The sequence below is a fragment of the Prochlorococcus marinus str. MIT 9314 genome, from assembly GCF_000760035.1.
In the GTDB taxonomy this organism is placed as follows: domain Bacteria; phylum Cyanobacteriota; class Cyanobacteriia; order PCC-6307; family Cyanobiaceae; genus Prochlorococcus_A; species Prochlorococcus_A marinus_B.
On sequence record NZ_JNAO01000006.1, the window covers coordinates 1 to 22,698 of the forward strand.

28 protein-coding genes and 1 tRNA gene are annotated in these 22,698 nt (G+C 32.4%); 16 read left to right on the forward strand and 13 right to left on the reverse strand.

Annotated features, from left to right (window positions below; translation table 11 throughout):
- Positions 1 to 105: 105 nt before the first annotated feature.
- Positions 106 to 270: a hypothetical protein gene (locus EU98_RS09635; protein ID WP_072165439.1), complete on the forward strand. Its 165-nt coding sequence runs from the start codon at positions 106 to 108 to the stop codon at positions 268 to 270.
- Between the two features lie 31 nt (positions 271 to 301).
- Here the strand turns inward: EU98_RS09635 and urtE are convergent, their stop codons facing one another.
- From urtE to ureE, 8 genes are all read right to left on the reverse strand, one after another.
- Positions 302 to 1,012 carry an urea ABC transporter ATP-binding subunit UrtE gene (urtE, locus tag EU98_RS06375; RefSeq protein WP_032515380.1) on the reverse strand — a complete coding sequence of 237 codons (711 nt, stop codon included), beginning with the start codon at positions 1,010 to 1,012 and terminating at the stop codon, positions 302 to 304.
- Between the two features lie 2 nt (positions 1,013 to 1,014).
- A complete protein-coding gene (gene urtD / locus EU98_RS06370) occupies positions 1,015 to 1,764 on the reverse strand; it encodes an urea ABC transporter ATP-binding protein UrtD (RefSeq protein ID WP_032515381.1) in 750 nt (249 codons plus the stop codon).
- A complete protein-coding gene (gene urtC, locus EU98_RS06365; RefSeq protein ID WP_032515382.1) occupies positions 1,757 to 2,887 on the reverse strand; it encodes an urea ABC transporter permease subunit UrtC in 1,131 nt (376 codons plus the stop codon). Before urtC ends, urtD begins: the two co-directional genes overlap by 8 nt.
- Complete coding sequence (urtB, locus tag EU98_RS06360; RefSeq protein ID WP_032515383.1) at positions 2,887 to 4,041, reverse strand: urea ABC transporter permease subunit UrtB; 1,155 nt, start codon at positions 4,039 to 4,041, stop codon at positions 2,887 to 2,889. Before urtB ends, urtC begins: the two co-directional genes overlap by 1 nt.
- Positions 4,042 to 4,123: 82 nt before the next feature.
- Positions 4,124 to 5,401: an urea ABC transporter substrate-binding protein gene (gene urtA / locus EU98_RS06355; RefSeq protein WP_032515384.1), complete on the reverse strand. Its 1,278-nt coding sequence runs from the start codon at positions 5,399 to 5,401 to the stop codon at positions 4,124 to 4,126.
- A gap of 128 nt (positions 5,402 to 5,529) precedes the next feature.
- Positions 5,530 to 6,141 (reverse strand): urease accessory protein UreG, encoded by a 612-nt coding sequence (ureG, locus tag EU98_RS06350; RefSeq protein WP_032515385.1) that lies wholly within the window; start codon positions 6,139 to 6,141, stop codon positions 5,530 to 5,532.
- A 3-nt stretch (positions 6,142 to 6,144) separates the two neighbouring features.
- On the reverse strand, positions 6,145 to 6,831 hold the full coding sequence (locus tag EU98_RS06345; RefSeq protein WP_032515386.1) for an urease accessory protein UreF: 687 nt from the start codon (positions 6,829 to 6,831) through the stop codon (positions 6,145 to 6,147).
- Positions 6,824 to 7,273 (reverse strand): urease accessory protein UreE, encoded by a 450-nt coding sequence (gene ureE, locus EU98_RS06340; protein ID WP_032515387.1) that lies wholly within the window; start codon positions 7,271 to 7,273, stop codon positions 6,824 to 6,826. The genes EU98_RS06345 and ureE overlap by 8 nt, the downstream gene beginning before the upstream one ends.
- 48 nt (positions 7,274 to 7,321) lie before the next feature.
- Here ureE and EU98_RS06335 point away from each other — a divergent pair, with 48 nt between their 5' ends.
- The 4 genes from EU98_RS06335 to ureC are packed head-to-tail and all read left to right on the forward strand — an operon-like array spanning position 7,322 to position 10,614.
- The gene (locus EU98_RS06335) at positions 7,322 to 8,224 is read left to right on the forward strand and encodes an urease accessory protein UreD (RefSeq protein WP_032515388.1); all 903 of its coding nucleotides are present in this window, start codon (positions 7,322 to 7,324) and stop codon (positions 8,222 to 8,224) included.
- 50 nt (positions 8,225 to 8,274) lie between these two features.
- Entirely contained in the window at positions 8,275 to 8,577 is a 303-nt protein-coding gene (locus EU98_RS06330; RefSeq protein WP_011818334.1) for an urease subunit gamma, read from the forward strand.
- A gap of 2 nt (positions 8,578 to 8,579) precedes the next feature.
- Positions 8,580 to 8,900 (forward strand): urease subunit beta, encoded by a 321-nt coding sequence (locus tag EU98_RS06325; protein WP_032515389.1) that lies wholly within the window; start codon positions 8,580 to 8,582, stop codon positions 8,898 to 8,900.
- Between the two features lie 4 nt (positions 8,901 to 8,904).
- A complete protein-coding gene (gene ureC / locus EU98_RS06320) occupies positions 8,905 to 10,614 on the forward strand; it encodes an urease subunit alpha (RefSeq protein ID WP_032515390.1) in 1,710 nt (569 codons plus the stop codon).
- Here ureC and EU98_RS06315 read toward each other — a convergent pair.
- The gene (locus EU98_RS06315; protein ID WP_032515391.1) at positions 10,611 to 11,837 is read right to left on the reverse strand and encodes a glycosyl transferase; all 1,227 of its coding nucleotides are present in this window, start codon (positions 11,835 to 11,837) and stop codon (positions 10,611 to 10,613) included. The two genes, ureC and EU98_RS06315, sit on opposite strands and share 4 nt — an antisense overlap.
- Positions 11,838 to 11,887: 50 nt before the next feature.
- Between EU98_RS06315 and EU98_RS06310 the strand changes: the two genes are divergently transcribed.
- The 6 genes from EU98_RS06310 (at position 11,888) to EU98_RS10140 (ending at position 16,122) form a co-directional block, all read left to right on the forward strand.
- The gene (locus EU98_RS06310; RefSeq protein WP_032515392.1) at positions 11,888 to 13,648 is read left to right on the forward strand and encodes a sugar phosphorylase; all 1,761 of its coding nucleotides are present in this window, start codon (positions 11,888 to 11,890) and stop codon (positions 13,646 to 13,648) included.
- 2 nt (positions 13,649 to 13,650) lie between these two features.
- Complete coding sequence (gene yedP, locus EU98_RS06305; protein WP_032515393.1) at positions 13,651 to 14,448, forward strand: mannosyl-3-phosphoglycerate phosphatase-related protein YedP; 798 nt, start codon at positions 13,651 to 13,653, stop codon at positions 14,446 to 14,448.
- A 4-nt stretch (positions 14,449 to 14,452) separates the two neighbouring features.
- Positions 14,453 to 15,397: a kinase gene (locus EU98_RS06300; RefSeq protein WP_032515394.1), complete on the forward strand. Its 945-nt coding sequence runs from the start codon at positions 14,453 to 14,455 to the stop codon at positions 15,395 to 15,397.
- Between the two features lie 90 nt (positions 15,398 to 15,487).
- On the forward strand, positions 15,488 to 15,715 hold the full coding sequence (locus tag EU98_RS06295) for a DUF1830 domain-containing protein (protein ID WP_032515395.1): 228 nt from the start codon (positions 15,488 to 15,490) through the stop codon (positions 15,713 to 15,715).
- Positions 15,716 to 15,804: 89 nt separating this feature from the next.
- Positions 15,805 to 15,930, forward strand: coding sequence for a hypothetical protein (locus EU98_RS10135; protein ID WP_257008987.1), 126 nt, complete (start codon positions 15,805 to 15,807; stop codon positions 15,928 to 15,930).
- Between the two features lie 57 nt (positions 15,931 to 15,987).
- A complete protein-coding gene (locus EU98_RS10140; protein ID WP_011818343.1) occupies positions 15,988 to 16,122 on the forward strand; it encodes a hypothetical protein in 135 nt (44 codons plus the stop codon).
- Between the two features lie 8 nt (positions 16,123 to 16,130).
- On the opposite strand, the gene EU98_RS06290 is transcribed toward EU98_RS10140, so the two are convergent.
- Complete coding sequence (locus tag EU98_RS06290; protein ID WP_032515396.1) at positions 16,131 to 16,403, reverse strand: hypothetical protein; 273 nt, start codon at positions 16,401 to 16,403, stop codon at positions 16,131 to 16,133.
- Between the two features lie 67 nt (positions 16,404 to 16,470).
- On the opposite strand from EU98_RS06290, the gene EU98_RS06285 reads away from it, so the two are divergent.
- Together EU98_RS06285 and EU98_RS09815 are read left to right on the forward strand one after the other, a co-directional pair.
- Positions 16,471 to 17,271: an undecaprenyl-diphosphate phosphatase gene (locus tag EU98_RS06285; protein ID WP_032515397.1), complete on the forward strand. Its 801-nt coding sequence runs from the start codon at positions 16,471 to 16,473 to the stop codon at positions 17,269 to 17,271.
- A 58-nt stretch (positions 17,272 to 17,329) separates the two neighbouring features.
- Entirely contained in the window at positions 17,330 to 17,482 is a 153-nt protein-coding gene (locus tag EU98_RS09815) for a hypothetical protein (RefSeq protein WP_193743001.1), read from the forward strand.
- Here EU98_RS09815 and EU98_RS06280 read toward each other — a convergent pair.
- The 3 genes from EU98_RS06280 to EU98_RS06270 all read right to left on the reverse strand — a co-directional run bounded on the left by EU98_RS06280 (position 17,483) and on the right by EU98_RS06270 (position 20,096).
- Positions 17,483 to 17,556, reverse strand: a tRNA-Pro gene (locus tag EU98_RS06280).
- Positions 17,557 to 17,583: 27 nt separating this feature from the next.
- Positions 17,584 to 18,312, reverse strand: coding sequence for a peptide-methionine (S)-S-oxide reductase MsrA (gene msrA, locus EU98_RS06275; RefSeq protein ID WP_032515398.1), 729 nt, complete (start codon positions 18,310 to 18,312; stop codon positions 17,584 to 17,586).
- A 38-nt stretch (positions 18,313 to 18,350) separates the two neighbouring features.
- Positions 18,351 to 20,096: an ABC transporter ATP-binding protein gene (locus tag EU98_RS06270; RefSeq protein ID WP_032515399.1), complete on the reverse strand. Its 1,746-nt coding sequence runs from the start codon at positions 20,094 to 20,096 to the stop codon at positions 18,351 to 18,353.
- 80 nt (positions 20,097 to 20,176) lie between these two features.
- On the opposite strand from EU98_RS06270, the gene EU98_RS06265 reads away from it, so the two are divergent.
- From EU98_RS06265 to carA, 3 genes are read left to right on the forward strand one after another with little or no spacing between them, the layout of a single operon-like run.
- Complete coding sequence (locus EU98_RS06265; protein ID WP_032515400.1) at positions 20,177 to 20,473, forward strand: DUF3288 family protein; 297 nt, start codon at positions 20,177 to 20,179, stop codon at positions 20,471 to 20,473.
- Between the two features lie 33 nt (positions 20,474 to 20,506).
- Entirely contained in the window at positions 20,507 to 21,541 is a 1,035-nt protein-coding gene (gene trpD / locus EU98_RS06260; protein ID WP_032515401.1) for an anthranilate phosphoribosyltransferase, read from the forward strand.
- A gap of 14 nt (positions 21,542 to 21,555) precedes the next feature.
- Positions 21,556 to 22,695 carry a glutamine-hydrolyzing carbamoyl-phosphate synthase small subunit gene (gene carA, locus EU98_RS06255; RefSeq protein ID WP_032515455.1) on the forward strand — a complete coding sequence of 380 codons (1,140 nt, stop codon included), beginning with the start codon at positions 21,556 to 21,558 and terminating at the stop codon, positions 22,693 to 22,695.
- The last annotated feature ends 3 nt before the right edge of the window (positions 22,696 to 22,698 follow it).

Consider the following 22,698-nt stretch of genomic DNA (forward strand, 5'->3'; position numbering starts at 1 on the left):
ATATATTTTGATAACAACAAAAGTAGTGCTTTAATTTTACGAACATATGCATGGTTGAGATATAGCTTAATTGCTTTTTAGTAAATTAAAATTAACAAAATTAATATGTTGAAGCCATATACAGTGCACTACCGTGATTTTCAAAATATAAGATTAGAAAATTGTTTTTATGCCTCTGACGCTTACGAGGCTAGAACACTAGCAATGGAATTTAATAAGTATATAAATGAACATCCAAACAGTATTGACCTAATAAGATGTGAAAAATGAATAAAATTTTTAGTAATCTAGAATAATTTAGTTAAACACTTAAGAACTTATCTATAACTGCTTGACTCAACTCACTAGTATTTCCGCTAGCAACAATACCTCCTCGTTGCATCGCATAATATCTATTGGCTTGTCTTACAAAATGCAAGTGTTGTTCTACTAATAAAACACCAATACCTGTATCTTTAATTATCTGATTGATTGCATTTTCTATGTCTAAAACTATATTTGGCTGAATACCTTCCGTTGGTTCGTCAAGTAAAAGTAGTTTAGGTTTGCCCAGTAATGCTCTAGCAATAGCTAGTTGCTGTTGTTGTCCACCACTGAGATCTCCTCCTTTCCTTTGTAGAAAATCTTTTAGGATTGGGAAGAGATCATAAATAAATGAATCTATTTTTTTGTTCTTAGATAATCCTCCTGGCAGCGACTCCATTCCTAACAAAAGATTCTCTTCAACTGATAGGTATGGAATAATTTCTCTCCCTTGAGGAACGTAAGCCATTCCTTTCCTAGCCCTCTGATGAGGTGCTTTTCTATTGATATTTTCGCCAATAAAATAAATATCGCCTTTTTTTTGTCTTAACAAACCAATAAGTGATTTTAATAAAGTTGTTTTTCCAACTCCATTTCTTCCAATCAAACAAACCATTTCTCCTGATTGAACATTTAAATCTACATCCCTTAGAATATGACTTTCGCCATAATATGTATTCAATGATTTGATTTCCAATAAGTTTTTCATAACTAATCCTCAGGCCTTCCTAGATAAACATCAATAACTTTTTGGTCCTTTTGTATAGTTTCCATTGTCCCCTCGCATAATACTGTGCCTTGATTTAGTACTGAAACATTACTATCAAGTCTTCTTATAAATTCCATATCGTGATCTATTACCACTACAGTATTTTGTCCTGATAATGATTTTAATAAATCAGCTGTAAGATCAGTTTCTTCATCAGTTAAACCAGCAACAGGTTCATCAACTAACATTAAATCTGGCTTTTGTCCTACTAACATGGCTATCTCGAGCCATTGTTTTTGGCCATGTGATAAAGAACCAGCTTTAGAATCAACTTTTTGAGCTAAATTGACAATCTTCATAAGACGTTCAATCTCATTAAGCTGCTCATCCTTAATACTCTTATTTATAAGGTTTAAGGGACTTTTAGGTGTCGACACTGATATTTCAAGATTTTCTTTAACTGTTAGATTTTCGAAGATTCTTGGACTTTGGAACTTTCTTCCCACTCCAAGTCGAGCAATCTTATGCTCCTTTCTACCTACTAAAGATTTTCCTTTGAAAATCACTTCACCTTTTGTTGGCTTAACCTTTCCAGTTATTACATCTAAAAATGTTGTTTTACCTGCCCCATTGGGTCCTATTACAGCTCTTAATTCTCCTTTCTTTAACTTTAAATTAAGTTTGTTGAGAGCTAAAAAACCCTCGAAACTAACAGTAATATCTATTAAATTTAGAAGATCTTTATTATTCATTATTCCCCTCCTTATTGTTAACTTCTAAGCTTGGATAGGTTTCAATCTTCCTTTTCAAACCAAATCTTTGAAGAAGATTCCTAGGACCATCTCCTTGAATCCATCCTAAAACTCCTTCTGGCAGAGCTGTTACAACTAAGATAAATAACCCTCCTTGGATAAACATCCAGCTAGCAGGTAAAGCTTCACTTACTAGACTTTTTGCGTAGTTGATGAAAACTGCTCCTAGTATTGCTCCCAATAAAGTTCCCCTACCTCCAACAGCAACCCATATAACCATTTCTATAGAAAAGGGAACTGTCATGAATTGAGGTGATACTATTCCAGACTGAACAGTATATAAAGCTCCCGAAATTCCAGCGAGACCTCCAGCAATAGAAAATACTATAGTCTTGAATATAACTGGGTTATATCCTGTAAACCTAACTCTTGGTTCATCATCTCGTATTCCTATAAGAATATTTCCAAATCTTCCTCTAACTACCCACTTTGCAAAAAACCATGCCGCTATTACTAGTATGGCCGTTATCCAAAAGAATATTCTTTGCATGGACTCAGAACCTACCATCTGACCATATAGTTGTGTTACATCTGTTTTTAATCCATTTGTTCCATTTATAAGTTTTTGTTGTCCATTAAAGAAATTAAAGAATACAAGAAGAGAAGCTTGAGTAAGTATAGAAAAATAAACTCCTTTGATTCGATTCCTGAAAACAAGAAATCCAATTAAACCCGCAACCAATGCTGGAATTATCCAGATAGCGAAGAAGGTGAAAATTGGGGATTTAAAAGGTTCCCAGAAAAAAGGCAATTTTTCAACACCATATAAAGCAAAAAATTCAGGAATATTATTTGGGAATTCAGAAGAGCTGGTTATTTGCAAATACATTGCTGCGCAATATCCACCTAATGCAAAAAATATACCTTGTCCAAGACTTAGTAAACCTGTATATCCCCATATAAGATCTACACCAAGAGCAACTATGGACAAAGATAAGTATCTGCCAAGAAGATTTAGTCTAAATACAGGGAGTAAGGTTGGTGCTGCAATAATTAGAGCTATTAATATTATCCAGAATGATAATACTATTCTTTTATCAAATTTAAATTTACTTAGAGACATTAGTTTTCCACCATCCTGCCTTTTTGAGGAAATAAACCTGTAGGTTTAAATTGCAAGAATATAACTATTAATGCAAATATCATTACTCTTGCCATACTTGTTGTCGCAAAAAAGTTGATGGTGTTTGAGAGTGGTAAAGGCATATTTGGCCATATTGATAAGAGCCTTCCAGCTCCAATTAAATCCGTCATTATACCTATTCCAAAGGAAGCAAGTACTGTACCTAATAAATTTCCCACTCCTCCGAGCACTACAACCATAAAACAACCAACTATATAATTTCCGCCAACATTTGGTCCTACAGAACCTAATAGTGATACTGCTACTCCAGCAACTCCTGCTAAGCCAGATCCTATTCCGAAAGTAATTATATCAACTTTTTCAGTAGATATACCGAGGCAGTCACTCATTTGTCGGTTCTGAGTAACTGCTCTAATACGCATCCCCCAAGCACTTTGGTTTAGAAATAATGTTATTGCTATTACAGAGATAAGTGTAATTACAATGATCATTAATCTTGTTTTAGGAAATGCAGTTCCTAAAATTTCTACTTGACCTCTCATCCATGAGGGAGCTGTTACATCAACATTTCGAGCACTCGCTCTACTTAGTTTGCTTACAGTGGATGAAATAACGCTACCGGTGAGAACACCAGTTAAAGCAGCCAATATCCAAGAACTAAATTTAAAATATTTGAAATTTATTGATTCTTTTATTTTTAGAGGAAACGTTGATGGTAAAAATAAACCAATTATAAGACTTATAACTAAACCGGTCCCATAAGCCAATGGTACACTTCTTACAAATTGTTGAAGAATTAAGCTTACGCCCCAAGTGGCGAGAAGCGTTTCTAGTGGACTTCCATAAAGCTTTCTTATTATAGTTTTTTCCAGGAGAATGCCTACTACTCCACTAACAATAAAAGCAAGGAAAATTGAAACTATTATGTATGAATTGTAGAAGGGTTTTAATATAGGTATTTTGAAAATTAATTGTGTAACGTATGTTGTGTAAGCCCCAAGCATCATAAGTTCTCCATGGGCAAGATTAATAACACCCATAAGACCAAAAACAATCGCAAGACCTAATGCAGCAACAAGTAGTACAGATCCGATCGCAACTCCATTAAAAAGACTGTCGAGAAGTAAATCCAATTTGAAAAAGAAATTATTTGTTTATATAAAATAAAAGGAGGTGTTAACCTCCTTTTATTTTGAAGCAAAGGTTTTAATTAAATTAAAGCTTATACTTTTCTCCTTTTGAAGGATCTGTCCAATCGCACGCAAATCCTTTTGAGCTTGGATGCTTTTGGTTCCACGCTTGAGGAAGAACAACTCCTGTCTCTTCAAGAATTGTAAAGCCACCCTCTGCATTAATCTCTCCAATTCTTACTGTTTGAGATAAGTGATGGTTTGGCATAACTTCAACTGGACCTTGTGGGGCATCAAACTTTTGTCCAACTAGAGCTTCCCTTACTGCGTTGTCGTCGAAAGTTCCAGCATCTTCAACTGCTTGTTTCCATAAGTAAACCATGTTATAAGCAGATTCTTGAGGATCAGCTACTACACGATCTGCTCCCCATCTTTCCTTGAAACTTTTAGCAAATTTCTTAGATGCAGGAGTATCAATAGACATCATGTAGTTCCAAGCGCCGTAGTGACCTTCAAGGAACTCAGGACCAATTGTACTAATCTCTTCTTCAGCAATTGAATAGTTCATTACGTAGTAGCCACTCGAAGGTGTAATACCTGCGTCTTGAATCTGTTTGAAGAATGCAACGTTTTGGTCACCATTAAGTGTATTAATGATTATTCCACCTTCAGGAAGCGCCTTTTTGATCTTTGAGATAATTGGAGCAACTTCAGTATTTCCTAATGGAAGGTAATCTTCTCCAACGACTTTACCGCCTAACTGTTTTACCTGAGCTTTTGTGATTGTGTTTGAAGTTCTTGGGAAAACATAATCAGAACCAACAAGGAAGAAATCTCCGCCAGCTGCGGGAGAACGCTTATACATGAAATCTGTAGCGGGTTCCGATTGTTGGTTAGGTGTGGCTCCTGTATAGAAAATGTTATTAGAACATTCTTGAGCTTCATATTGAATTGGGTAGTAGAGGAACGCATCTTTTGATTCGTAGACAGGTAACATTGCCTTTCTACTTGCAGATGTCCATCCACCAAAGACGACAGGAACACCGTCTTGGTCTATAAGTTTCTTTGATTTTTCAGCAAAAGTAGGCCAGTCAGATGCACCATCTTCAACTATGTATTCTATTTTGTAGCTTTTGCCGCCAACTGTAACACCACCAGCAGCATTTATCTCTTCAATAGCCATTTTTTCTGTATCAACAAGAGTTGATTCAGAGATAGCCATTGTTCCGGATAACGAATGCAAAATACCAACGGTTACTGTGTCATCGAAACTTCCGGAGGTTCCGCCTCCACCACACGAAGTTGCGGTGACCGCAAGTGAGGCAGTAGCTAAACCTGCCAAAATACGCCTTGAAATTCTCATGAATTAGGATAAATTAGGTAATTGACCCTCATTAGGGGGATAAAGTAAAAGTTATAAACGAGTGAGGATTAGTTTTGTATCAGTCGTAACTTTTTGTGGAATCCAATATATTATTAATTAACATTTTTCTAGTTTCGATTGTTGGGTATATGTGATTCTAAAAATTGAGTTATTTCTTTAACTCCTTTGCCGATACTTAGGTTAGTAAAAAACCAAGGTTTCCCTTTTCGCATAAATTCAGTATCACTTTTCATAATATTTAAATCTGCACCAACTTTATCTGCTAAGTCAATTTTGTTTATTAATAATAAATCCGACCTTGTTATCCCTGGTCCCCCCTTTCTAGGAATTTTGTCTCCTGCAGATACATCAATTACATATATTGATAAATCTACAAGTTCTGGACTAAAACTAGATGCTAAATTATCACCTCCACTTTCTACAAAAACAAAATCTAAAGGATTATATTTATTTTCTAAATCTAAAACTGCATTTTTATTTAATGAACAATCCTCTCTTATCGCGGTATGAGGACAACCTCCTGTTTCCACTCCAATTATCCTTCCTTCCTCTAAAACTTTTTTATTTATTAGAAAGTTAGCATCTTCTTTGGTGTAGATATCATTTGTGACAATTGCTACCTCATAATTTTTTTTCATGCTTAAGCATAGAGTCTCCACTAATGCAGTTTTTCCTGAACCTACAGGCCCAGCAATCCCTACTCTCAATTTGCTGCTCATAAATTAATTTCTAAAAAGTTTTGTATAAAGGTCATTATGATTTTGTTGTGCCATAGCTAAACCTATATTGCCAAAATAAATGTCATCAATTTCATTGTCCATAATTTCTTTAGAAACTTTTGAAATTATTGCTAATAAGTCTCTCTGAATTAATTGTGCTTTTGTTGAACCAATAGGAATAATTCTTAACGCAGCACTAAGTTGGTTTGCACTCCACGCATAGAAAAAATTCTCAACCATTTCTAACTTTGTAATTTCAAAACAATAACAAGCCCAACTCCAGGCTAATGACCAGGAGCTTTTTTTATTATTTTCATACAGATATTCAAATCCAAATTCTTTGGTTAAATCAAAAAGAGATTTTGCCATTTGAATTTGTTGTTCTCTCATTTCGAGAGAGTCCTTTGATGAGAGGATCCATTTATCCAAACTCATTAGCTTTTGCAAATTACCTTTTAAATTTTTGCAATCATTTATCTCATTGAAAATATCAAAAAAATCTAGTAAAAGTCTTGCATCTAATCTTATCTGACCAATTTCTAGTTCACTTATGATTAATTCTTTTACCGAATTCGAATCTGTTAAATTTTTATTATGAAGAAAACTCTCCATACCCTCCGAATAACAAAATCCTCCCACTGGTAAGTTAGGACTTATTAATAAATATTTTAATAAGTGACTTTTAATCATGGCTATGGGCACCTCTTTCAGGAAAAAACTTTTTTTTCGTATTTTTTACATCAACTTTAAAATTAAGAAGCATATTGTTAATAACATAATCACTTTTTGTTAGAAGAAAGCCTTCTTCTATTTCTACTTCTACGTGCCTATTTCCAAGATGATAAGCAGTTTTAATAAGTTCAATTTTAGAGTTTGAACTTATTTCAATTAAATTTTCTGTTTTGGCAATTATCTCTACATAAAAATTGGACTCATTAGTTGAAAGAATATCTCCATCATTTAATTTGCCCTCTCTAGGTAATTGTAAAATTATTTCTTGATCACAATCAGTTAATCTTTTTCCTCGTAAGATTCTTCTTTCATCTGAACTTAGGGTAAGTTTTAAAAATGATCCTAATTTCGGTTTTTCCTTAATCCAATCAGTTACAACAATTTGTTTATTCATTCTCATAATCAAAATTTTTGGTTACTTTAATTTAGTAATTAAAGAAAACAATTTATGATTAAAACTTCTTGGGAAGGTAATTGTTTCTTAAATTTTTTCAATAATAAAACAAGTTTAGGAAATGTTGATAAAACAATCTATAAATCTAAATCAACTTCTCCTTACAAGTTATTAAAGCATACTCATGATCAGGAGGGCAGATGTATTTTACCTGTTCTGCATACTGCAGGTGGATTGGTTGGTGGCGATTTACTTGAGTTTGAGGTAAATCTTGAAAAAAAATCTAAAGTATTGTTGACTACTTCTTCAGCTCAAAAAGTATATGGATCAGTTGGGATATCTAAAATCAATCCAAAAGGGACTTTTTCAAAGCAAAAAAATCTCATAAATATTCTTGATAATTCTCATTTGGAATATCTCCCTCAAGAAACAATTATCTTTGCAAATGGCTTATATGAGCAAAATTTTAAAGTATCTATTTCAGAAACTTCAAGTTTTTTATTTACTGATTTAATAAGACTTGGAAGATCCTCTTCTGGAGAATCTATTGAGAGTGGAGTTTTTAGGTCTAAATTAGAAATTATGAGAAATAATGATTTATATGATGATTGGGAATATGTTGATCAAATTGAATTATCTAAGGCAAGTTATGCTGCCAAGTCAGGTATGGATTATATGCCTGTTTTTGGATCTTTAATTTGGATCTGCGAAAAAGATTTTTCTACGTCAAAAATAAATAATCTTGTGGGAAATATAAAAAAGATTTTCAATGAAACTGATAATAATTTATCTATTGGAATCCTTGAAAATGGAATCTCTGTAAGATTCCTAGGGAGTTCTTCTCAAGAAGCTAGGAAATGTTTTTTTTGTATTTGGAAACAAATTAGGTCTGTTAGTGGATTTTGTGAGCCAAAATATCAAGGAGTATGGCCTTTACAAGATCCTATGAATTATTAATTATGTTCAGAAAGAACCTTTTTTAAGAATTTATAGATTAATTTTTTATTATGCATCTTTCCCCTCAAGAAAAGGATAAATTATTGATTTTTTCTGCTGCGCTCTTAGCTGAAAGAAGGCTTAGTCGAGGTCTTAAGCTTAATTATCCTGAAACAATTGCTTTTTTGAGTTTTCAAGTTCTTGAGGGAGCTCGAGATGGAAAAAGTGTAAGTCAATTAATGTCAGAGGGAACTACTTGGCTTTCAAAATCACAAGTTATGGAGGGCATTCCTGAAATGGTTGATGAAGTCCAAATAGAAGCAGTTTTCCCTGATGGGACAAAGTTAGTTACTATTCACAATCCGATAAACTAGTTATGAGTAATTTAATTCCTGGCGAAATAATTCCTGAACAAGGTGAAATCGAATTAAATCTTGGCAAGGAAGTTAAAACAGTAAAAGTTTCTAATTCTGGAGATAGACCTGTACAAATTGGATCTCATTATCATTTTTTTGAAGCTAACAAGGCTTTGATTTTTGATCGAGAATTAACGCTTGGTATGCGTCTTGACATTCCTGCAGGAACAGCAATTAGATTTGAACCTGGAGATACAACTGATGTCAAATTAGTTCCTTATTCAGGGTTAAGAATTGCATATGGTTTCAATTCATTGGTTAACGGCTCTTTAGATACTTAAAATTATGTCCTATAAAATTGACAGAAATACTTATGCGCAAACTTACGGACCCACTATTGGAGATAGAGTAAGACTTGCTGATACCGAACTTTTTATAGAAGTAGAAAAGGATTTAACTACATACGGAGATGAAGTTAAATTCGGTGGAGGTAAAGTTATTAGAGATGGGATGGGACAGTCTCAAGTAAGAAGATCTGATGGAGCAGTAGATACCGTAATAACTAATGCTTTGATCGTAGATTGGTGGGGAATAATTAAGGCTGATGTGGGTATAAAAGATGGAATGATTTTTGAAATAGGTAAGGCTGGTAATCCTGATATACAGGATAATGTCGATATTGTTATTGGTGCGTCAACAGAAGTAATAGCTGGAGAAGGCCATATTCTCACTGCAGGTTCAATAGATACCCACATTCACTTTATCTGTCCTCAACAAATTGAGACAGCATTAGCCTCCGGAATTACAACCATGTTAGGAGGAGGAACTGGACCTGCAACTGGCACAAATGCCACTACTTGTACTCCTGGTTCTTTTCATATTGCAAGAATGCTTCAATCTGCAGAAGCTTTTCCCATGAATTTAGGTTTTTTTGGAAAAGGAAACTCAACAAACGAGAGCAATCTTATTGATCAGGTTGAAGCAGGTGCATGTGGATTGAAGCTTCATGAGGATTGGGGAACGACTCCCTCTACAATAAATTCTTGTCTTAATGTTGCAGATAAGTTTGACGTACAAGTATGTATTCATTCTGATACTTTGAATGAGGCTGGCTTTGTTGAAGATACTATCAACGCCATTGCAGGAAGAACTATTCATACTTTTCATACCGAAGGAGCAGGTGGAGGTCATGCGCCAGACATCATAAAAATTTGTGGAGAAAAAAATGTTCTTCCAAGTAGCACTAATCCAACAAGACCCTACACGAGGAACACATTAGAAGAACATCTTGATATGTTAATGGTATGTCATCATTTAGATTCTAAAATTCCTGAAGATATTGCATTTGCCGAATCAAGGATAAGAAGAGAGACTATAGCTGCAGAAGATATCCTACATGATATGGGAGCTTTCTCAATTATAGCTAGTGACTCTCAAGCTATGGGAAGAGTTGGTGAAGTAATAACAAGAACTTTTCAAACTGCCCACAAAATGAAAGTCCAAAGGGGACCGCTTTCGCAGGATTCCGATAGAAATGATAACTACAGAGTAAAGCGATATATCTCTAAAGTTACAATTAATCCTGCTATAGCTCATGGTATTAATAAATATGTTGGATCTATAGAAAAGGGAAAAATTGCAGACCTAGTATTGTGGAAACCTTCATTCTTTGCAGTAAAACCTGAATTAGTTGTTAAAGGAGGATCTATAGTTTGGTCCCAAATGGGTGATGCAAATGCTTCAATTCCTACTCCAGGCCCTGTACATGGTCGACCTATGTTCGCAAGTTTCGGCCAATCTTTAATTAAGAGTTCTTTTACCTTTTTAAGTAAAAATTCAATTGATCAAAATGTTCAAAATAAATTAGGCTTACAAAAGAAATGTATAGCCGTTGAAAATACCCGAAATATCAATAAATCACACTTAAAACTTAATAGTAAACTACCAAATATTTCAGTTGATCCTCAAACTTATGAAGTTTTTTCTGATGGAGAACTTCTTACTTGTGAACCTCTTGATGAAGTGCCAATGGCTCAAAGGTACTTTTTACTTTAGAAGTTTTTAATTAATTCTTTTTCAGTTGTCTTTATATCTTGAGAACCAGCAATTGCCAAATCATCTTGCAGTTTGTTCTCACAAGATAGAACTCTTGACCAACTTGGTAACTGTTGTGTAGTCGGGCAAGCTAAGTAATCTTCTGTAGCCGGTTTCAATAGTTTCGCAAATTTTTGAACAGATAGCTCTTCCTCATGCCTGTCGTATGGAAGTTGATTAACTGCTGAATCTAAACCAAATTGTTTTACTCGATCTTCCCCAACTCTTTTATAGAGAACTTCTAAGGTTGATAGTTGAGTACTTGTTAAGGTCTCTGCTTGATGTTCCATGAGACCTCGTAAAACACTTGAAAGTATTTCTGTACACATTTTTTGTAATCCTTCTTTAGATGAATCACCAATATTCTTATGTTTATGATCAAACAAACCTAGGTCAACTTGGGCTATTTTGGAGGTTCTTACGTTTCTATAAACCTCTGATAATAAACCTATCTCTAAACCCCAGTCACAGGGAATTCGTAAATTCATAGCAAGATCCTTTGTAAAAGCGAACTCACCTGCCAATGGATATCTAAATGATTGAAGATATTGTAAAAAGGGACCCTTCCCAACTAACTGCTCAAGACTTGCTAATAAAGGACCCACAAATAACCTTGTTGCTCTACCTTGCAATTGATTGTTTTCTAAGGATAACCTGCTGTAAAAAGCCTTTACATATGATATTCCATATGATTCATCTAGAAGTGGAAGTATCATTCTTGAAGGATACAAAGGACTAAAAGTTCTTATATCAGCATCAAAAAGAGCAACAACTTCTGATTTTCTTGTCGCAACTCCTATACCTTGCCATACAGCCCAACCTTTACCGGGAGTTCCTAAAAGTTCTAACCCATTTTTTTCCTGGTTTTTTAATAGCTCTATTACAAAGGGAGAATTAGTCCATTGAATGTGAACTGGGAATGGCATAGAGTCAAAAAAAGATTTTGCTGCTTTAACTTGCTTAACAGTTTTTGCAGAGAGAGCAATAACTAATTCATTTAAGCCTGTAAGGCTTTTTAAAACTTCTCTTATATCTTTTAAAGCTGGACGCTCAAACTCTTCATATAAGCAAGGTATTAGAATGCTAGTTGATCTTTTTTTAAGACTTTTATTTAATTCTTTAAGTAAATTACTTGTAACTCCATATTCATGTATTGTTGTGATTAAACCTTGTTGAAAGTCCATTTTCTATTTGATGTGCAGAATAGTATTAATACTTCGTTGATTTTTTCAAAGTGAAGCAAATTGATTCAGAGAAAAAATTAGATAGATTAAAAATTGATAAATTGTTAAATACAATTTACTCAAATAATACTACAGAAGAAATTAATTATATTTTTAACCAATTATTACAGATTTTAGATGATTTCTCAGAGAAATCTGCTTATGAAGAAATAAGAGATAGGGAAAGGTGGAATGAATCTCATTCTGTTTTGATAACTTATGCTGATAGTATTTATAAAAATGGCGAGGCAACATTAATAACTCTTAGTGAGTTGTTAAGTAAACATTTTGGCAGTCTTTCTAAAGTTGTACATATTCTTCCTTTTTTGAAATCGACAAGTGATGGAGGTTTCGCAGTCTCAAGTTATGATTCCTTAGAAGAAAAATTTGGTGGTTGGGATGATCTAAAAAGTATTTCTAAAAATCATGATTTAATGGCTGATTTAGTACTAAACCATGTCTCATCATCTCACCTATGGGTTCAACAATTTATTAAATCCCAAGAGCCAGGCATATCAAATGTTTTTTCACCTAATCAAGATCTTGACTGGTCAAACGTAGTGAGACCAAGAAGTTCTTCTTTGTTTTCACAAATAAATACTGAAGATGGCCCTAAACAAGTTTGGACAACTTTTGGTCCAGATCAAATTGATTTGAATTGGCATAATCCAAAAATGACTGTTGAGTTCTTAAATTTAATTATAAATTATTTATCTAATGGAATTAAATGGTTCAGGCTTGATGCTGTAGGTTTTATTTGGAAGGAATCAGGGACAACGTGCTTGCATTTACCAAAAGCTCATTCAATCGTGAAACTCTTAAGAGTTCTTTTAAATAATCTTCTTGATGAGGGAGTTTTAATAACTGAAACTAATGTTCCTCAGAAGGAAAATCTATCTTATTTGATTCCTGATGATGAAGCCCATATGGCATATAATTTCCCATTGCCTCCTCTTCTCTTAGAGGCAATTATTACTTCAAGAGCTGATATTCTAAATTCATGGATTTTCGATTGGCCCATATTACCTGAAGATACTACTTTATTTAATTTCACTGCATCGCACGATGGTGTTGGGCTAAGAGCTCTTGAGGGCTTAATGAATGAGCAGAGAATTAAAGATTTATTAATTAATTGTGAGAAAAGAGGCGGATTAGTAAGTCATAGACGTTTATCAAATGGCGAGGATAAACCTTATGAATTGAATATTAGTTGGTGGAGTGCAATGGAAGACTCCAGTAGAGATGCTAAAAGATTTCAATATGAGAGATTTATTTTGAGTCAATTATTAGTAATGGCTTTGAAAGGAGTCCCTGCATTTTATTTGCCAGCATTACTAGCTTCAGAAAATGATATCAAAAGTTTTTCTATGACAGGTCAAAGAAGAGACCTTAACAGAGAAAAGTTTAAATCAGAAAATCTCTTAGCCGTTTTAAATAATCCTGAATCTAATGCAACTAAAAACCTAAAATATCTTCGCAATGCTATGGATGTCAGGTCAGAATTAAAGCAATTTCATCCTTGTTCGGAAATGAAATGTTTGTCTAAAGGTAGAAGTGATATTGTTGTAATTAAAAGAAGTAGAGGTCCAAAGTCTGTTTTTGCAATTCATAATATGACTGAAAATAAAATTAATTATCAACTGAATGATAATGATCTACCAAAAATAATTGATACTGACTTCAATACACATGATTTTTTAACATCCACTAAATACAATTACAAAAATATTAGTCTTGATCCTTTTCAAGTAATTTGGCTTAGTGCTTTATAAAAATGTTTGAAAATTCTTCTATTTGGGTAGTAAGTGATGTAGATGGTACTTTAATGGATCACTCATATGATTTGTCACCTGCTAAAGAGACTATAAAAAAATTACAAAAAATATCTATACCTGTAATTCTTTGTACAAGCAAAACCGCTTCTGAAGTAAAAGTTATCAGAAAGGAACTTAACTTGACGGATCCCTATATTGTTGAGAATGGCGCTGCAATATATGGTGAATCTCTTAAAAGAGTAAATGGAGAAATTATTCTTGGAATAAAATACGAATCTCTTGAAGAAATCTTAAATTTTATTTCTAAAGAAATTGATTACAAACTTATTCCTCTCAATAATCTCACTGATCAAGAAGCCAATCAGCTTACAGGTTTAGTAGGCAACTCATTGAATTTAATGCGTGATAGACACTGGAGCATGCCTTTTTTAAATCCGCCAAGTTATTTAGAAGAGAAAATTAAAATCTGTTGTAAAAAATTTAATGTTGATATTTTTAAGGGCAATAGAATGAGTCACTTATTATCTACAAAATCGAATAAAGGGAAAGCAATAAATGCTCTAAAAGAATATTCAAATGTTCATAATATTGAAATTATAGGTTTAGGGGATTCTCCAAATGATTTGCCTCTACTTTTAAACTCAGATATTAAAATAGTTATTCCTGGAATAGATGGACCTAACTTAAATTTACTAGATCAATTAAAAGATTTGGAATTTACTTTGGCTTCTGAACCAAATGGATATGGTTGGAAAAATGAAATCAATAAATTAATAAATAAGCGAGAACTAAGTTAGAAAGATGAAAGATTTAGATATTAATTTTCCTCTTGAAAAATTTGAAAAATTAATTATTGATATTGGTTGGAAATCCTTGGATGATTGGTTCTATTTTTGGAATAATAAAAGAAACATTCTTTCAATTGATCAATATTGGAACAATAATGTAAATGATGATTGGATTTGGGGTTTAGCTTTACCTCTTTTATCTCAGGCTTATAAATTGCAAAATAATTTTTCTGATAGAAAAATAATTGGAATCTCAGCTCTGCCTGGCACAGGTAAAACAACACTAGGTAAATGGCTCGAAGCTATATCGTTAAAATTAAACTTCAAAATTGCGGTTATTTCAATTGACGACTTTTATCTCCCCTCAAATGAAATGAAATTAGCAATTCAAAATAATCCTTGGAATGTTTCAAGAGGTTTCCCTGGAAGTCACTCAGTAAAATTAATGCATGAAAAATTATTAAATTGGAAGATAAATGGAGAATTAAATGTACCAGTTTTCGACAAATCTTTAAGAAATGGTTTAGGAGATAGATCTCATTGGAGATTAGACAATCCTGATTTATTAATTCTTGAGGGATGGTTTTTGGGAATAAAACCTTATTCTATTGACATAAATGATCGACCCATAAATACAACGGATTTGAGTTTTCATGAATCATCTTATGTATTAAAAATTCAAAATAACCTAAAAGAATATTTAGATATTTGGAGTTTAATAGACAATATTTGGCACTTAAAGCCATTGAAGATTGAATATATGAATATATGGAAAACAAATCAGGAAAAAGAAATGTTTTTACAAAAAGGTAACGCCCTTAAAGATGAAAAATTATCTAATTTCTTGAGAATGCTCAATGTCTCAATTCCTCATAAAAGTTTTGATGTTATAAAATCCTATGCGCTTTTATTAATTAATCAAGAGAGAAAGTTAGTTGAGGCTGGATTGAATTTGTAGTATTTTCTGAAATTTTTTTTTAAGTAATTTTTTATACATTTTTTTTAATACTTAATAGTGTTTAATTGAAGATATTTTTGTTGTTTAGGGATGGTTGAGTTTTCTTACAAAAACGAAGGCTGTAGGATGGTTGTTTTGAGATGTATTGGTCCCTCAAATTTTTTCTTAGAAAGAGTTTTATTCCCAACTGACATTCTTACTTTTATGGCCCCAAATGATTCAAGAGTTGAAATCTGGGGAAATGAATTATATGGTCCTAAGTTGGAAGAGAGATTAAGAATTTCTGCTGATAACGATGATTCGACTTTAGTGGCATAGAACAGATATTATCTAATTGTCTTCGAGTCAAAATTTTTTACAAATACCTATTTTTTATTGATATTATCAAACTAGTTTTAGTTTTATAGATGTATTATTTTTCTTCCTTTGCAATAGGTGGTTTCGTTCCTTCTGCAGCCATAGCTGGAGTTTTACTTTTAGTTGGTTTAGGAGCCTTCTTTTATCTTGGTATTAAAGGACCCACAGATTATTAAAAATGAGTTAATGAACAAATTTTAATTTTTCATAACCTACTTGAACAAGTTATCACTATGGATTTAACAACTATTTTATTTATATTAAGCTTACCTTTCGTTTTATTAACAGTTTATTTTGGGACAAAAAATGATTTTTACGAGAGTGAAAACTATAAAGGAGATGGTTGTGCTCACGATGTTAAAAGGTAACTTTAATTCTAATTACCTGTAAACACGCAGGTCCATCTACTATCAAATTGCCAAACAGGTTTGTATATTTCATTAGTAATTTTTTCGCCTGCCTTATTACAAGTATCTAAATCTCTCATTGGAATAGAATGTAAAGAGGGACTTGTTATTCCGCTAACCTCTGGCCTTCCTCCAGGTCCTTGTCTATAAGTACCAATTATTAACCAATAGTTTGCTTTCGCAGAACCAGAAAAGATTAAAGAAAAAAGAAAAAATAATATTAAAATGGAATTTTTTTTCATTTATCAATACTAGCTTTTAATTTTTAAATGTAAATTGCTATTAATAAACTAGGTAATTTTATAATTTTTGGAATATTTAAAATTTGTTTTATATGGATTAATTCAAGGGTTGACGGAATTTATCCCTGTAAGTAGTACAGCTCATTTAAAAATCATATCCCTTTTTTTAGGTATTGATGATCCTGGAGCTTCTTTGTCCGCTACTATTCAACTTGGCAGTGTTCTAGCCATAGCCTGGTATTTTAGGAATGATATTTTTAATTTCAGAAGTCAATCTTCCAAAAACTTTCTTGAATATCTATTACATGAAAGATTGTTAAGGTCTATTTTAATTGGTACTATACCAATCGTTTTGCTTGGTGGGATTATAAAAATTTTTATCCCTTCTTTTTTTGAAAACGTTCTTCGTTCAAATTTATCAATAGCATTGGTCTCATTTCTGATGGCTTTTTTTATGTACTTGGCAGATAGTACGAAAAGAGGTTCTATTAATATAAAAAACCATAATTATTCAAATAGTTTTTTGATAGGTTGCTTTCAAGCATTTGCAATTTTCCCGGGTGTTTCAAGATCGGGGGTCACTATTTCTAGCGCTTTAATATCAGGATGGGAAAGAGGAGATGCTGCGAAATTTTCTTTTCTTTTAGGGATGCCAGCTATTTCTCTTGCTGCGATTGTTGAGTTTATTTCTTCTTTTAATGATTTCTTTTCATTTGGTTTTTTCCCTCTTTTTGTTGGTCTTATTACCACATTTTTGTCCTCTTTATTAGCAATAGATTTCTTACTAAAATATTTTTCTTCAAATGGATTGAAAATATTTATAATCTATCGAGTAATTTTTGGTGTTGTTATTCTTTTGAATTTATAGTTGAATCTGAAAAATTTTTTTTTTGCAATTGTGTTAGGGTTTTAAAAAATCCTTTCTAATGAACATTTTTATATCTTTCCAATTAGGTGAAGTTGAAGTTTCAAATCTTACAATATTAGTCTTAGCTTTTTTTTCTTCTTTTACGTTCATAGCGGTAGGGATAAGTTCATATAAACTGTACAAATCGCTTATAAATGAAGACGATAAATAATCGGAACGGCGGGATTTGAACCCACGACCCCCACTACCCCAAAGTGGTGCGCTACCAAACTGCGCTACGCCCCGTGTCTTAACTATAAAGTTTAGATTGATTTAAATGTTATTCTTTATAGGATTGTTATCAGATCTCAATACACACTTGTCAACTTCCCAATTAAAGTTTTCCCATATATGGTCTTCTAATTTATAGTTGCTTCCAGTAAAAACTCCTAACTTAACTTTTGTAGGTGAAGCGGAACAATACTGCCTGCTTCCAGCTGATGCAAGATATTGTTGATGGTATTGTTCCGCATAAAAATATGAATCAATCATTTTTATTTCTGTTTCAATTAAACCGTGATTTTTTTTGCTTAGTTCCCATTGATATTTTTCCTTACTTGCCAATATAGTTTTAATATTATTTTCATTTTTGTAATATATTGCTGATCTATATTGTGTTCCCATATCATTACCCTGTCTGTTTTTTTGAGTAGGGTCATGACATTCCCAAAACATTTTTAATAAATCACTTACATCAATTTCCCTTTTATCCCATATAACTCTTACAACTTCTGAATGACCAGTTAAGCCGGAACATACTTCATAATAAGTTGGATTGTTTTTTTCCCCTCCAGCATAACCTACAGATGTTGTGATAACTCCGGGTAGTTTCCAAAAACATTTTTCAGCACCCCAGAAACAACCACATCCAAAAATTATTTCATCTTCTTCTACATTAGGATCTTTTTTGATATCTGTTTTTAATATTCTATGTAATGCATAAGCATAATTAGTTAAGTTTACCTCCTCATTATTCATAATGTTTTTCAGGAATTTAAACATAATTTAAATTTATTCATTATAAGAAAAAAAATTTACTTTTAGCTCTTCACAATTCTGGTAGCTAGTTCTCTATCCCAAAGTTGTTTATATAGACCATTCACTTCTACTAAAACTGTATGAGTGCCTTCTTGTACTATTTCTCCTTTATCCATTACTAAAACCCTGTCACAGGTAGCTGCAACAGAAAGTTGGTGACTAATCATTATGATTGTTTTATTACTTCTATCACTCATTTCATCTATTATTCTTGCTGCTGTTTTATTATCTACGCTTGCTAAGGCATCATCAAGAACAACAATAGGAGAATCAACAAGAAGTGCTCTTCCTAGTGCAGTTCTTTGCCTTTGTCCACCACTTAATGTAATACCTCTTTCACCAACAATAGTTTTAAACCTTTGTGGAAAACTATTGATATCATCAATTAATCCAGCTTTTGTTGCGCTTTCTTTAACTAAATATTTAGAAGCTTTGGGTTCTCCAAAACTTAGGTTTTCTGAGATTGTAGAAGTAAATAAGAATGCTTCTTGAGGAACGATTGAAATATTTTTTCTAAGATCGCTTAATTTTAAAGTTTTTACATCAATTTCATCTAAAAACAATTGATTGTCTGGTATTTCAATAGTCCTTCCTAGAGACTTAGCTAGTGTTGTCTTTCCACAACCTACTGGGCCAACTATTGCAATAAGTTCTCCAGGATAAATTTTAAAATTGAGACTATTTAATGCATTAAATTTTGATCCTGGATACTTTATTGTTAAATTTTTTGCTTCTAAGAATCCTTTAATCTTTCTTTTCAAAAATCTAGTTTCTTCTCTATCTACAATATTTGGGTTGTTCTGAAAGATTTCTTCAACACGATCTAAACTTACTTGACCAAGTTGAAAAGTATTTAAGGTAAAACCTAATAGAGCTGTTGGGAAGACGAGTCTTTCTACGTAAAGAATTAAAGCTACTAAACCACCTATAGAAATAAATCCACTCTCTAATTGAAAAGTTCCTAAAGATAATAAAATCAATAATGAAATTGAGGAAACCCCTTGTAACAAAGGGAATAGGGTACTCGCTGTTCTTGCAAGTTTTATCGCTGAATTTCGATAGGCTTTATTATATATGTTAAATTCTTTTTTCTCAGCATTCTCTTGGGCATAAATTTTAATGGCACTTATACCAGATAAATCTTCTTGTATTAGATCACTAAGTTTTGATAATGATTCTTGTTGAGCTTTCCTTTGATTAATCATTCTGCCTCCAAATAGACTTACAATTCCAAGGATTAATGGAAAAATCATTAAAGCCGATATTGTTAATGGTTTATTAATCGAAAACATTGAAGGAATAGTGAATGAATAAGCTAAGACAATGTTGCACAAGCTTAAAACTGTAAAACCTAAAAGTCTTCTTATGTTTTCAACATCGCTTGTAGCTCTACTAATAATGTCTCCACTACCTTTTTTTTGGATCCATTCTGGATCTTGAATAAGTAAATGTTCAAATAGTTTTTGACGAAGATTTACTTCTACTTTTCTACCTATTCCGAAGACAATCTGTCTAGAAAATAATCTTATTAAACCCATACAAGTTGCTAAAAATATTAACCATAAAGATTTAGAAATAACAAAATCCGAAGAGAACCCATTTTGTAATTGGTCAATTATATTTTTTACTTCTAAGGGTATAACAACACTTAGTATATTTACTATTAAGAGAGCTAAAGCTCCATATAAGAATTCTTTTTTGTAAGGTCTTAGGTATTTAGAAATAACTTTTATCTTTAAATTTTTCATTTTATTTTGCCGATATGATTAAGATAATGTTTCATTTTTGAATATGTGAGCTAATTTTATAAATGATTCAGTATTTATTTATGGGTAACGAGCAAACTCATCCATTACATGAAACAGACAAAAACATTATAGATTCCCTTTTCACTAAAAAAACACCAGAAGATCTTGACTATATAAATTTAGCTAGATTAATTAATCGTTATACAAATTTCCCAGGAGAAATTGAAATTAAAAACGATATTGAAAAAATTTTAAATTTTTGGAAGATCACTAAAAATGAACTTTTTTCAAAAACAAAAATTATTTGGTCAAAAAGCTTCAGGCCCTCTAATACAAATAAAGATTTAGTTGGCTCAGGTTTTGATACCTCAAATTGAATTTTATCTGCATAATTTTTCTTCCTTCTATTAATGTCTTCTAATCTATCAAACTCTGAAATTCTAAATAATTTGTTGGAGGGAATTGACCTTGATGAATCAACTTCTAGATCCTTAATGCAAAGATGGATTAATGATGAAATTTCAGATGTTGAAACAGGAGCTTTTTTGAGTGCTATAAGAGCAAAGAGTTCTACAGGTGTCGAACTAAGTTCTATGGCTGAGGAACTCTTAAATGTTTGCGAATTGCCATTAGTAAGACCAAATTTACATTTGGTAGATACTTGTGGAACGGGTGGTGATGGAGCTAATACATTCAATATTTCGACTGCAGTTGCATTTGTAGCTTCATCTTGTGGAGTAAAAGTTGCAAAACATGGAAATAAAAGTGCTAGTGGAAAAGTTGGCTCTGCTGATGTTTTGTTGAATCTTGGTTTGAATTTAAATTGTTCATTAGAAAAAGTAATCAACGCCGTAACTGAAATTGGAATAACTTTTTTGTTCGCACCTGTTTGGCATAAATCTTTAATAAAACTTGCTCCATTAAGAAAGACCCTTGGAATAAGGACAGTATTTAATCAACTTGGACCATTGGTAAATCCTTTAAGACCCAATGCTCAAGTTTTGGGTGTTGCTTCTGAGGATCTTTTAAAACCTATGGGGAGTGCGCTTTTAAAAATGGGTATGAATAGAGCAATAGTCGTTCATGGGTTTGGTGGCCTTGATGAAGCTTCGCTTCAAGGAGAAAATAAATTAGTATTTGTTGATAATGGTGAATTACGGTTTTCAGAAATAAATATTTTAGATTTTAATCATGAAAATATATCTAACGAAAAGCTTGTAGTTTCTGAGACTGAGTCTAATGAGAAAATATTGAAGTCTGTTTTAGATGGTTCTGGACAAAAATCTCATATTGATGTAGTTGCCTTGAACTCTGCTTTAGTTCTTTGGGCAGCAGGTATTGAGGATGATTTAAATGAAGGATTTAATAAAGCTTTATTTTCTATTAATCAAGGAGATCCTTGGAAAAAGTTTTTACTTTTAAAAAATTATTTATCCTCAAATTAACTAATTTCAAATCGATGATCAATCCATACAAGAAAAACGCGAAATTAGTTTTAAGTAATGGAATTGTATTCCCAGGATTCTTTTTTGGTGCTTCTGGTACTGCCGTTGGTGAAATAGTTTTTAATACGGGAATGACCGGATATCAAGAAGTTATTACAGATCCAAGTTATTATGGCCAGTTATTAACATTTACTTATCCAGAGATTGGAAATACTGGTATTAATTTTGAAGATTCTGAATCCGAAATTAATGTCAAAGGTATAATTGTTAGAAATTTTTCATTTAATACCAGTAATTGGAGATCTAAAAAAAATTTTAATCAATGGTTAGTTGAAAAAAATATCATAGGTCTATATGGGATTGATACAAGGGCTCTTGTTAAAATTTTAAGATCTAGTGGCGCGATGAATGGAGTTATCACCTCTCTAGATAAAACTGATGAAAGTTGTCTAAAGATAATTTGTGATACGCCAAAGATGGAAGGATTAAATTTATCAAAGGTTGTTTCAACAAAGCAACAATATATATGGAAAAGTCATACGCAAACAACTTTTGATTTAAGAAAAAGATGTAATGAATCTTCTGAAAAGTTAAAAATAGTAGCAATTGATTTTGGAATTAAAAATTCAATTCTTAATAGACTTGTATCCCATGGTTGTGAAGTTTTGGTTTTACCTTCTCGATCATCTCTAAAAGATGTTTTATCTAAAAAGCCGGATGGGATATTTTTCTCAAATGGTCCAGGAGATCCTTCTTCTGTTTCTGAAGGGATAGACTTAGCAAAATCACTTATTGATTATGGTGAAATACCTATGTTTGGTATTTGCCTTGGCCACCAAATATTTGGATTAGCATTAGGAGGTTCAACTTATAAATTACCTTTTGGACATCGAGGTTTAAATCACCCTTGCGGTGAAAATAATAAAATTGAAATAACTAGTCAGAATCATGGTTTTGCTATTGATCCTAATTCTCTTTCAAAGGATTTAGTTAGAATAACCCACTACAACCTTAATGATAATACTTTGGCTGGCCTGGAGGTTAATAATAAGCCAATATTTAGTGTTCAATATCATCCAGAAGCAGGACCTGGCCCACATGATTCAGATTATTTATTTAATAAATTTGTTTCTCTAATGTTAGAAAGATGTTGACAT

What these genes read in the sequence shown, in the direction of transcription:
- EU98_RS09635 (WP_072165439.1), top strand. Translation starts at nt 106, where the DNA reads ATGTTGAAGCCATATACAGTGCACTACCGTGATTTTCAAAATATAAGA.
- urtE (WP_032515380.1), bottom strand. Translation starts at nt 1,012, where the DNA reads ATGAAAAACTTATTGGAAATCAAATCATTGAATACATATTATGGCGAA.
- urtD (WP_032515381.1), bottom strand. Translation starts at nt 1,764, where the DNA reads ATGAATAATAAAGATCTTCTAAATTTAATAGATATTACTGTTAGTTTC.
- urtC (WP_032515382.1), bottom strand. Translation starts at nt 2,887, where the DNA reads ATGTCTCTAAGTAAATTTAAATTTGATAAAAGAATAGTATTATCATTC.
- urtA (WP_032515384.1), bottom strand. Translation starts at nt 5,401, where the DNA reads ATGAGAATTTCAAGGCGTATTTTGGCAGGTTTAGCTACTGCCTCACTT.
- ureG (WP_032515385.1), bottom strand. Translation starts at nt 6,141, where the DNA reads ATGAGCAGCAAATTGAGAGTAGGGATTGCTGGGCCTGTAGGTTCAGGA.
- EU98_RS06345 (WP_032515386.1), bottom strand. Translation starts at nt 6,831, where the DNA reads ATGATTAAAAGTCACTTATTAAAATATTTATTAATAAGTCCTAACTTA.
- ureE (WP_032515387.1), bottom strand. Translation starts at nt 7,273, where the DNA reads ATGAGAATGAATAAACAAATTGTTGTAACTGATTGGATTAAGGAAAAA.
- EU98_RS06335 (WP_032515388.1), top strand. Translation starts at nt 7,322, where the DNA reads ATGATTAAAACTTCTTGGGAAGGTAATTGTTTCTTAAATTTTTTCAAT.
- EU98_RS06330 (WP_011818334.1), top strand. Translation starts at nt 8,275, where the DNA reads ATGCATCTTTCCCCTCAAGAAAAGGATAAATTATTGATTTTTTCTGCT.
- EU98_RS06325 (WP_032515389.1), top strand. Translation starts at nt 8,580, where the DNA reads ATGAGTAATTTAATTCCTGGCGAAATAATTCCTGAACAAGGTGAAATC.
- ureC (WP_032515390.1), top strand. Translation starts at nt 8,905, where the DNA reads ATGTCCTATAAAATTGACAGAAATACTTATGCGCAAACTTACGGACCC.
- EU98_RS06315 (WP_032515391.1), bottom strand. Translation starts at nt 11,837, where the DNA reads ATGGACTTTCAACAAGGTTTAATCACAACAATACATGAATATGGAGTT.
- yedP (WP_032515393.1), top strand. Translation starts at nt 13,651, where the DNA reads ATGTTTGAAAATTCTTCTATTTGGGTAGTAAGTGATGTAGATGGTACT.
- EU98_RS06300 (WP_032515394.1), top strand. Translation starts at nt 14,453, where the DNA reads ATGAAAGATTTAGATATTAATTTTCCTCTTGAAAAATTTGAAAAATTA.
- EU98_RS06295 (WP_032515395.1), top strand. Translation starts at nt 15,488, where the DNA reads ATGGTTGAGTTTTCTTACAAAAACGAAGGCTGTAGGATGGTTGTTTTG.
- EU98_RS10135 (WP_257008987.1), top strand. Translation starts at nt 15,805, where the DNA reads ATGTATTATTTTTCTTCCTTTGCAATAGGTGGTTTCGTTCCTTCTGCA.
- EU98_RS10140 (WP_011818343.1), top strand. Translation starts at nt 15,988, where the DNA reads ATGGATTTAACAACTATTTTATTTATATTAAGCTTACCTTTCGTTTTA.
- EU98_RS06290 (WP_032515396.1), bottom strand. Translation starts at nt 16,403, where the DNA reads ATGAAAAAAAATTCCATTTTAATATTATTTTTTCTTTTTTCTTTAATC.
- EU98_RS09815 (WP_193743001.1), top strand. Translation starts at nt 17,330, where the DNA reads ATGAACATTTTTATATCTTTCCAATTAGGTGAAGTTGAAGTTTCAAAT.
- msrA (WP_032515398.1), bottom strand. Translation starts at nt 18,312, where the DNA reads ATGTTTAAATTCCTGAAAAACATTATGAATAATGAGGAGGTAAACTTA.
- EU98_RS06270 (WP_032515399.1), bottom strand. Translation starts at nt 20,096, where the DNA reads ATGAAAAATTTAAAGATAAAAGTTATTTCTAAATACCTAAGACCTTAC.
- EU98_RS06265 (WP_032515400.1), top strand. Translation starts at nt 20,177, where the DNA reads ATGGGTAACGAGCAAACTCATCCATTACATGAAACAGACAAAAACATT.
- trpD (WP_032515401.1), top strand. Translation starts at nt 20,507, where the DNA reads ATGTCTTCTAATCTATCAAACTCTGAAATTCTAAATAATTTGTTGGAG.
- carA (WP_032515455.1), top strand. Translation starts at nt 21,556, where the DNA reads ATGATCAATCCATACAAGAAAAACGCGAAATTAGTTTTAAGTAATGGA.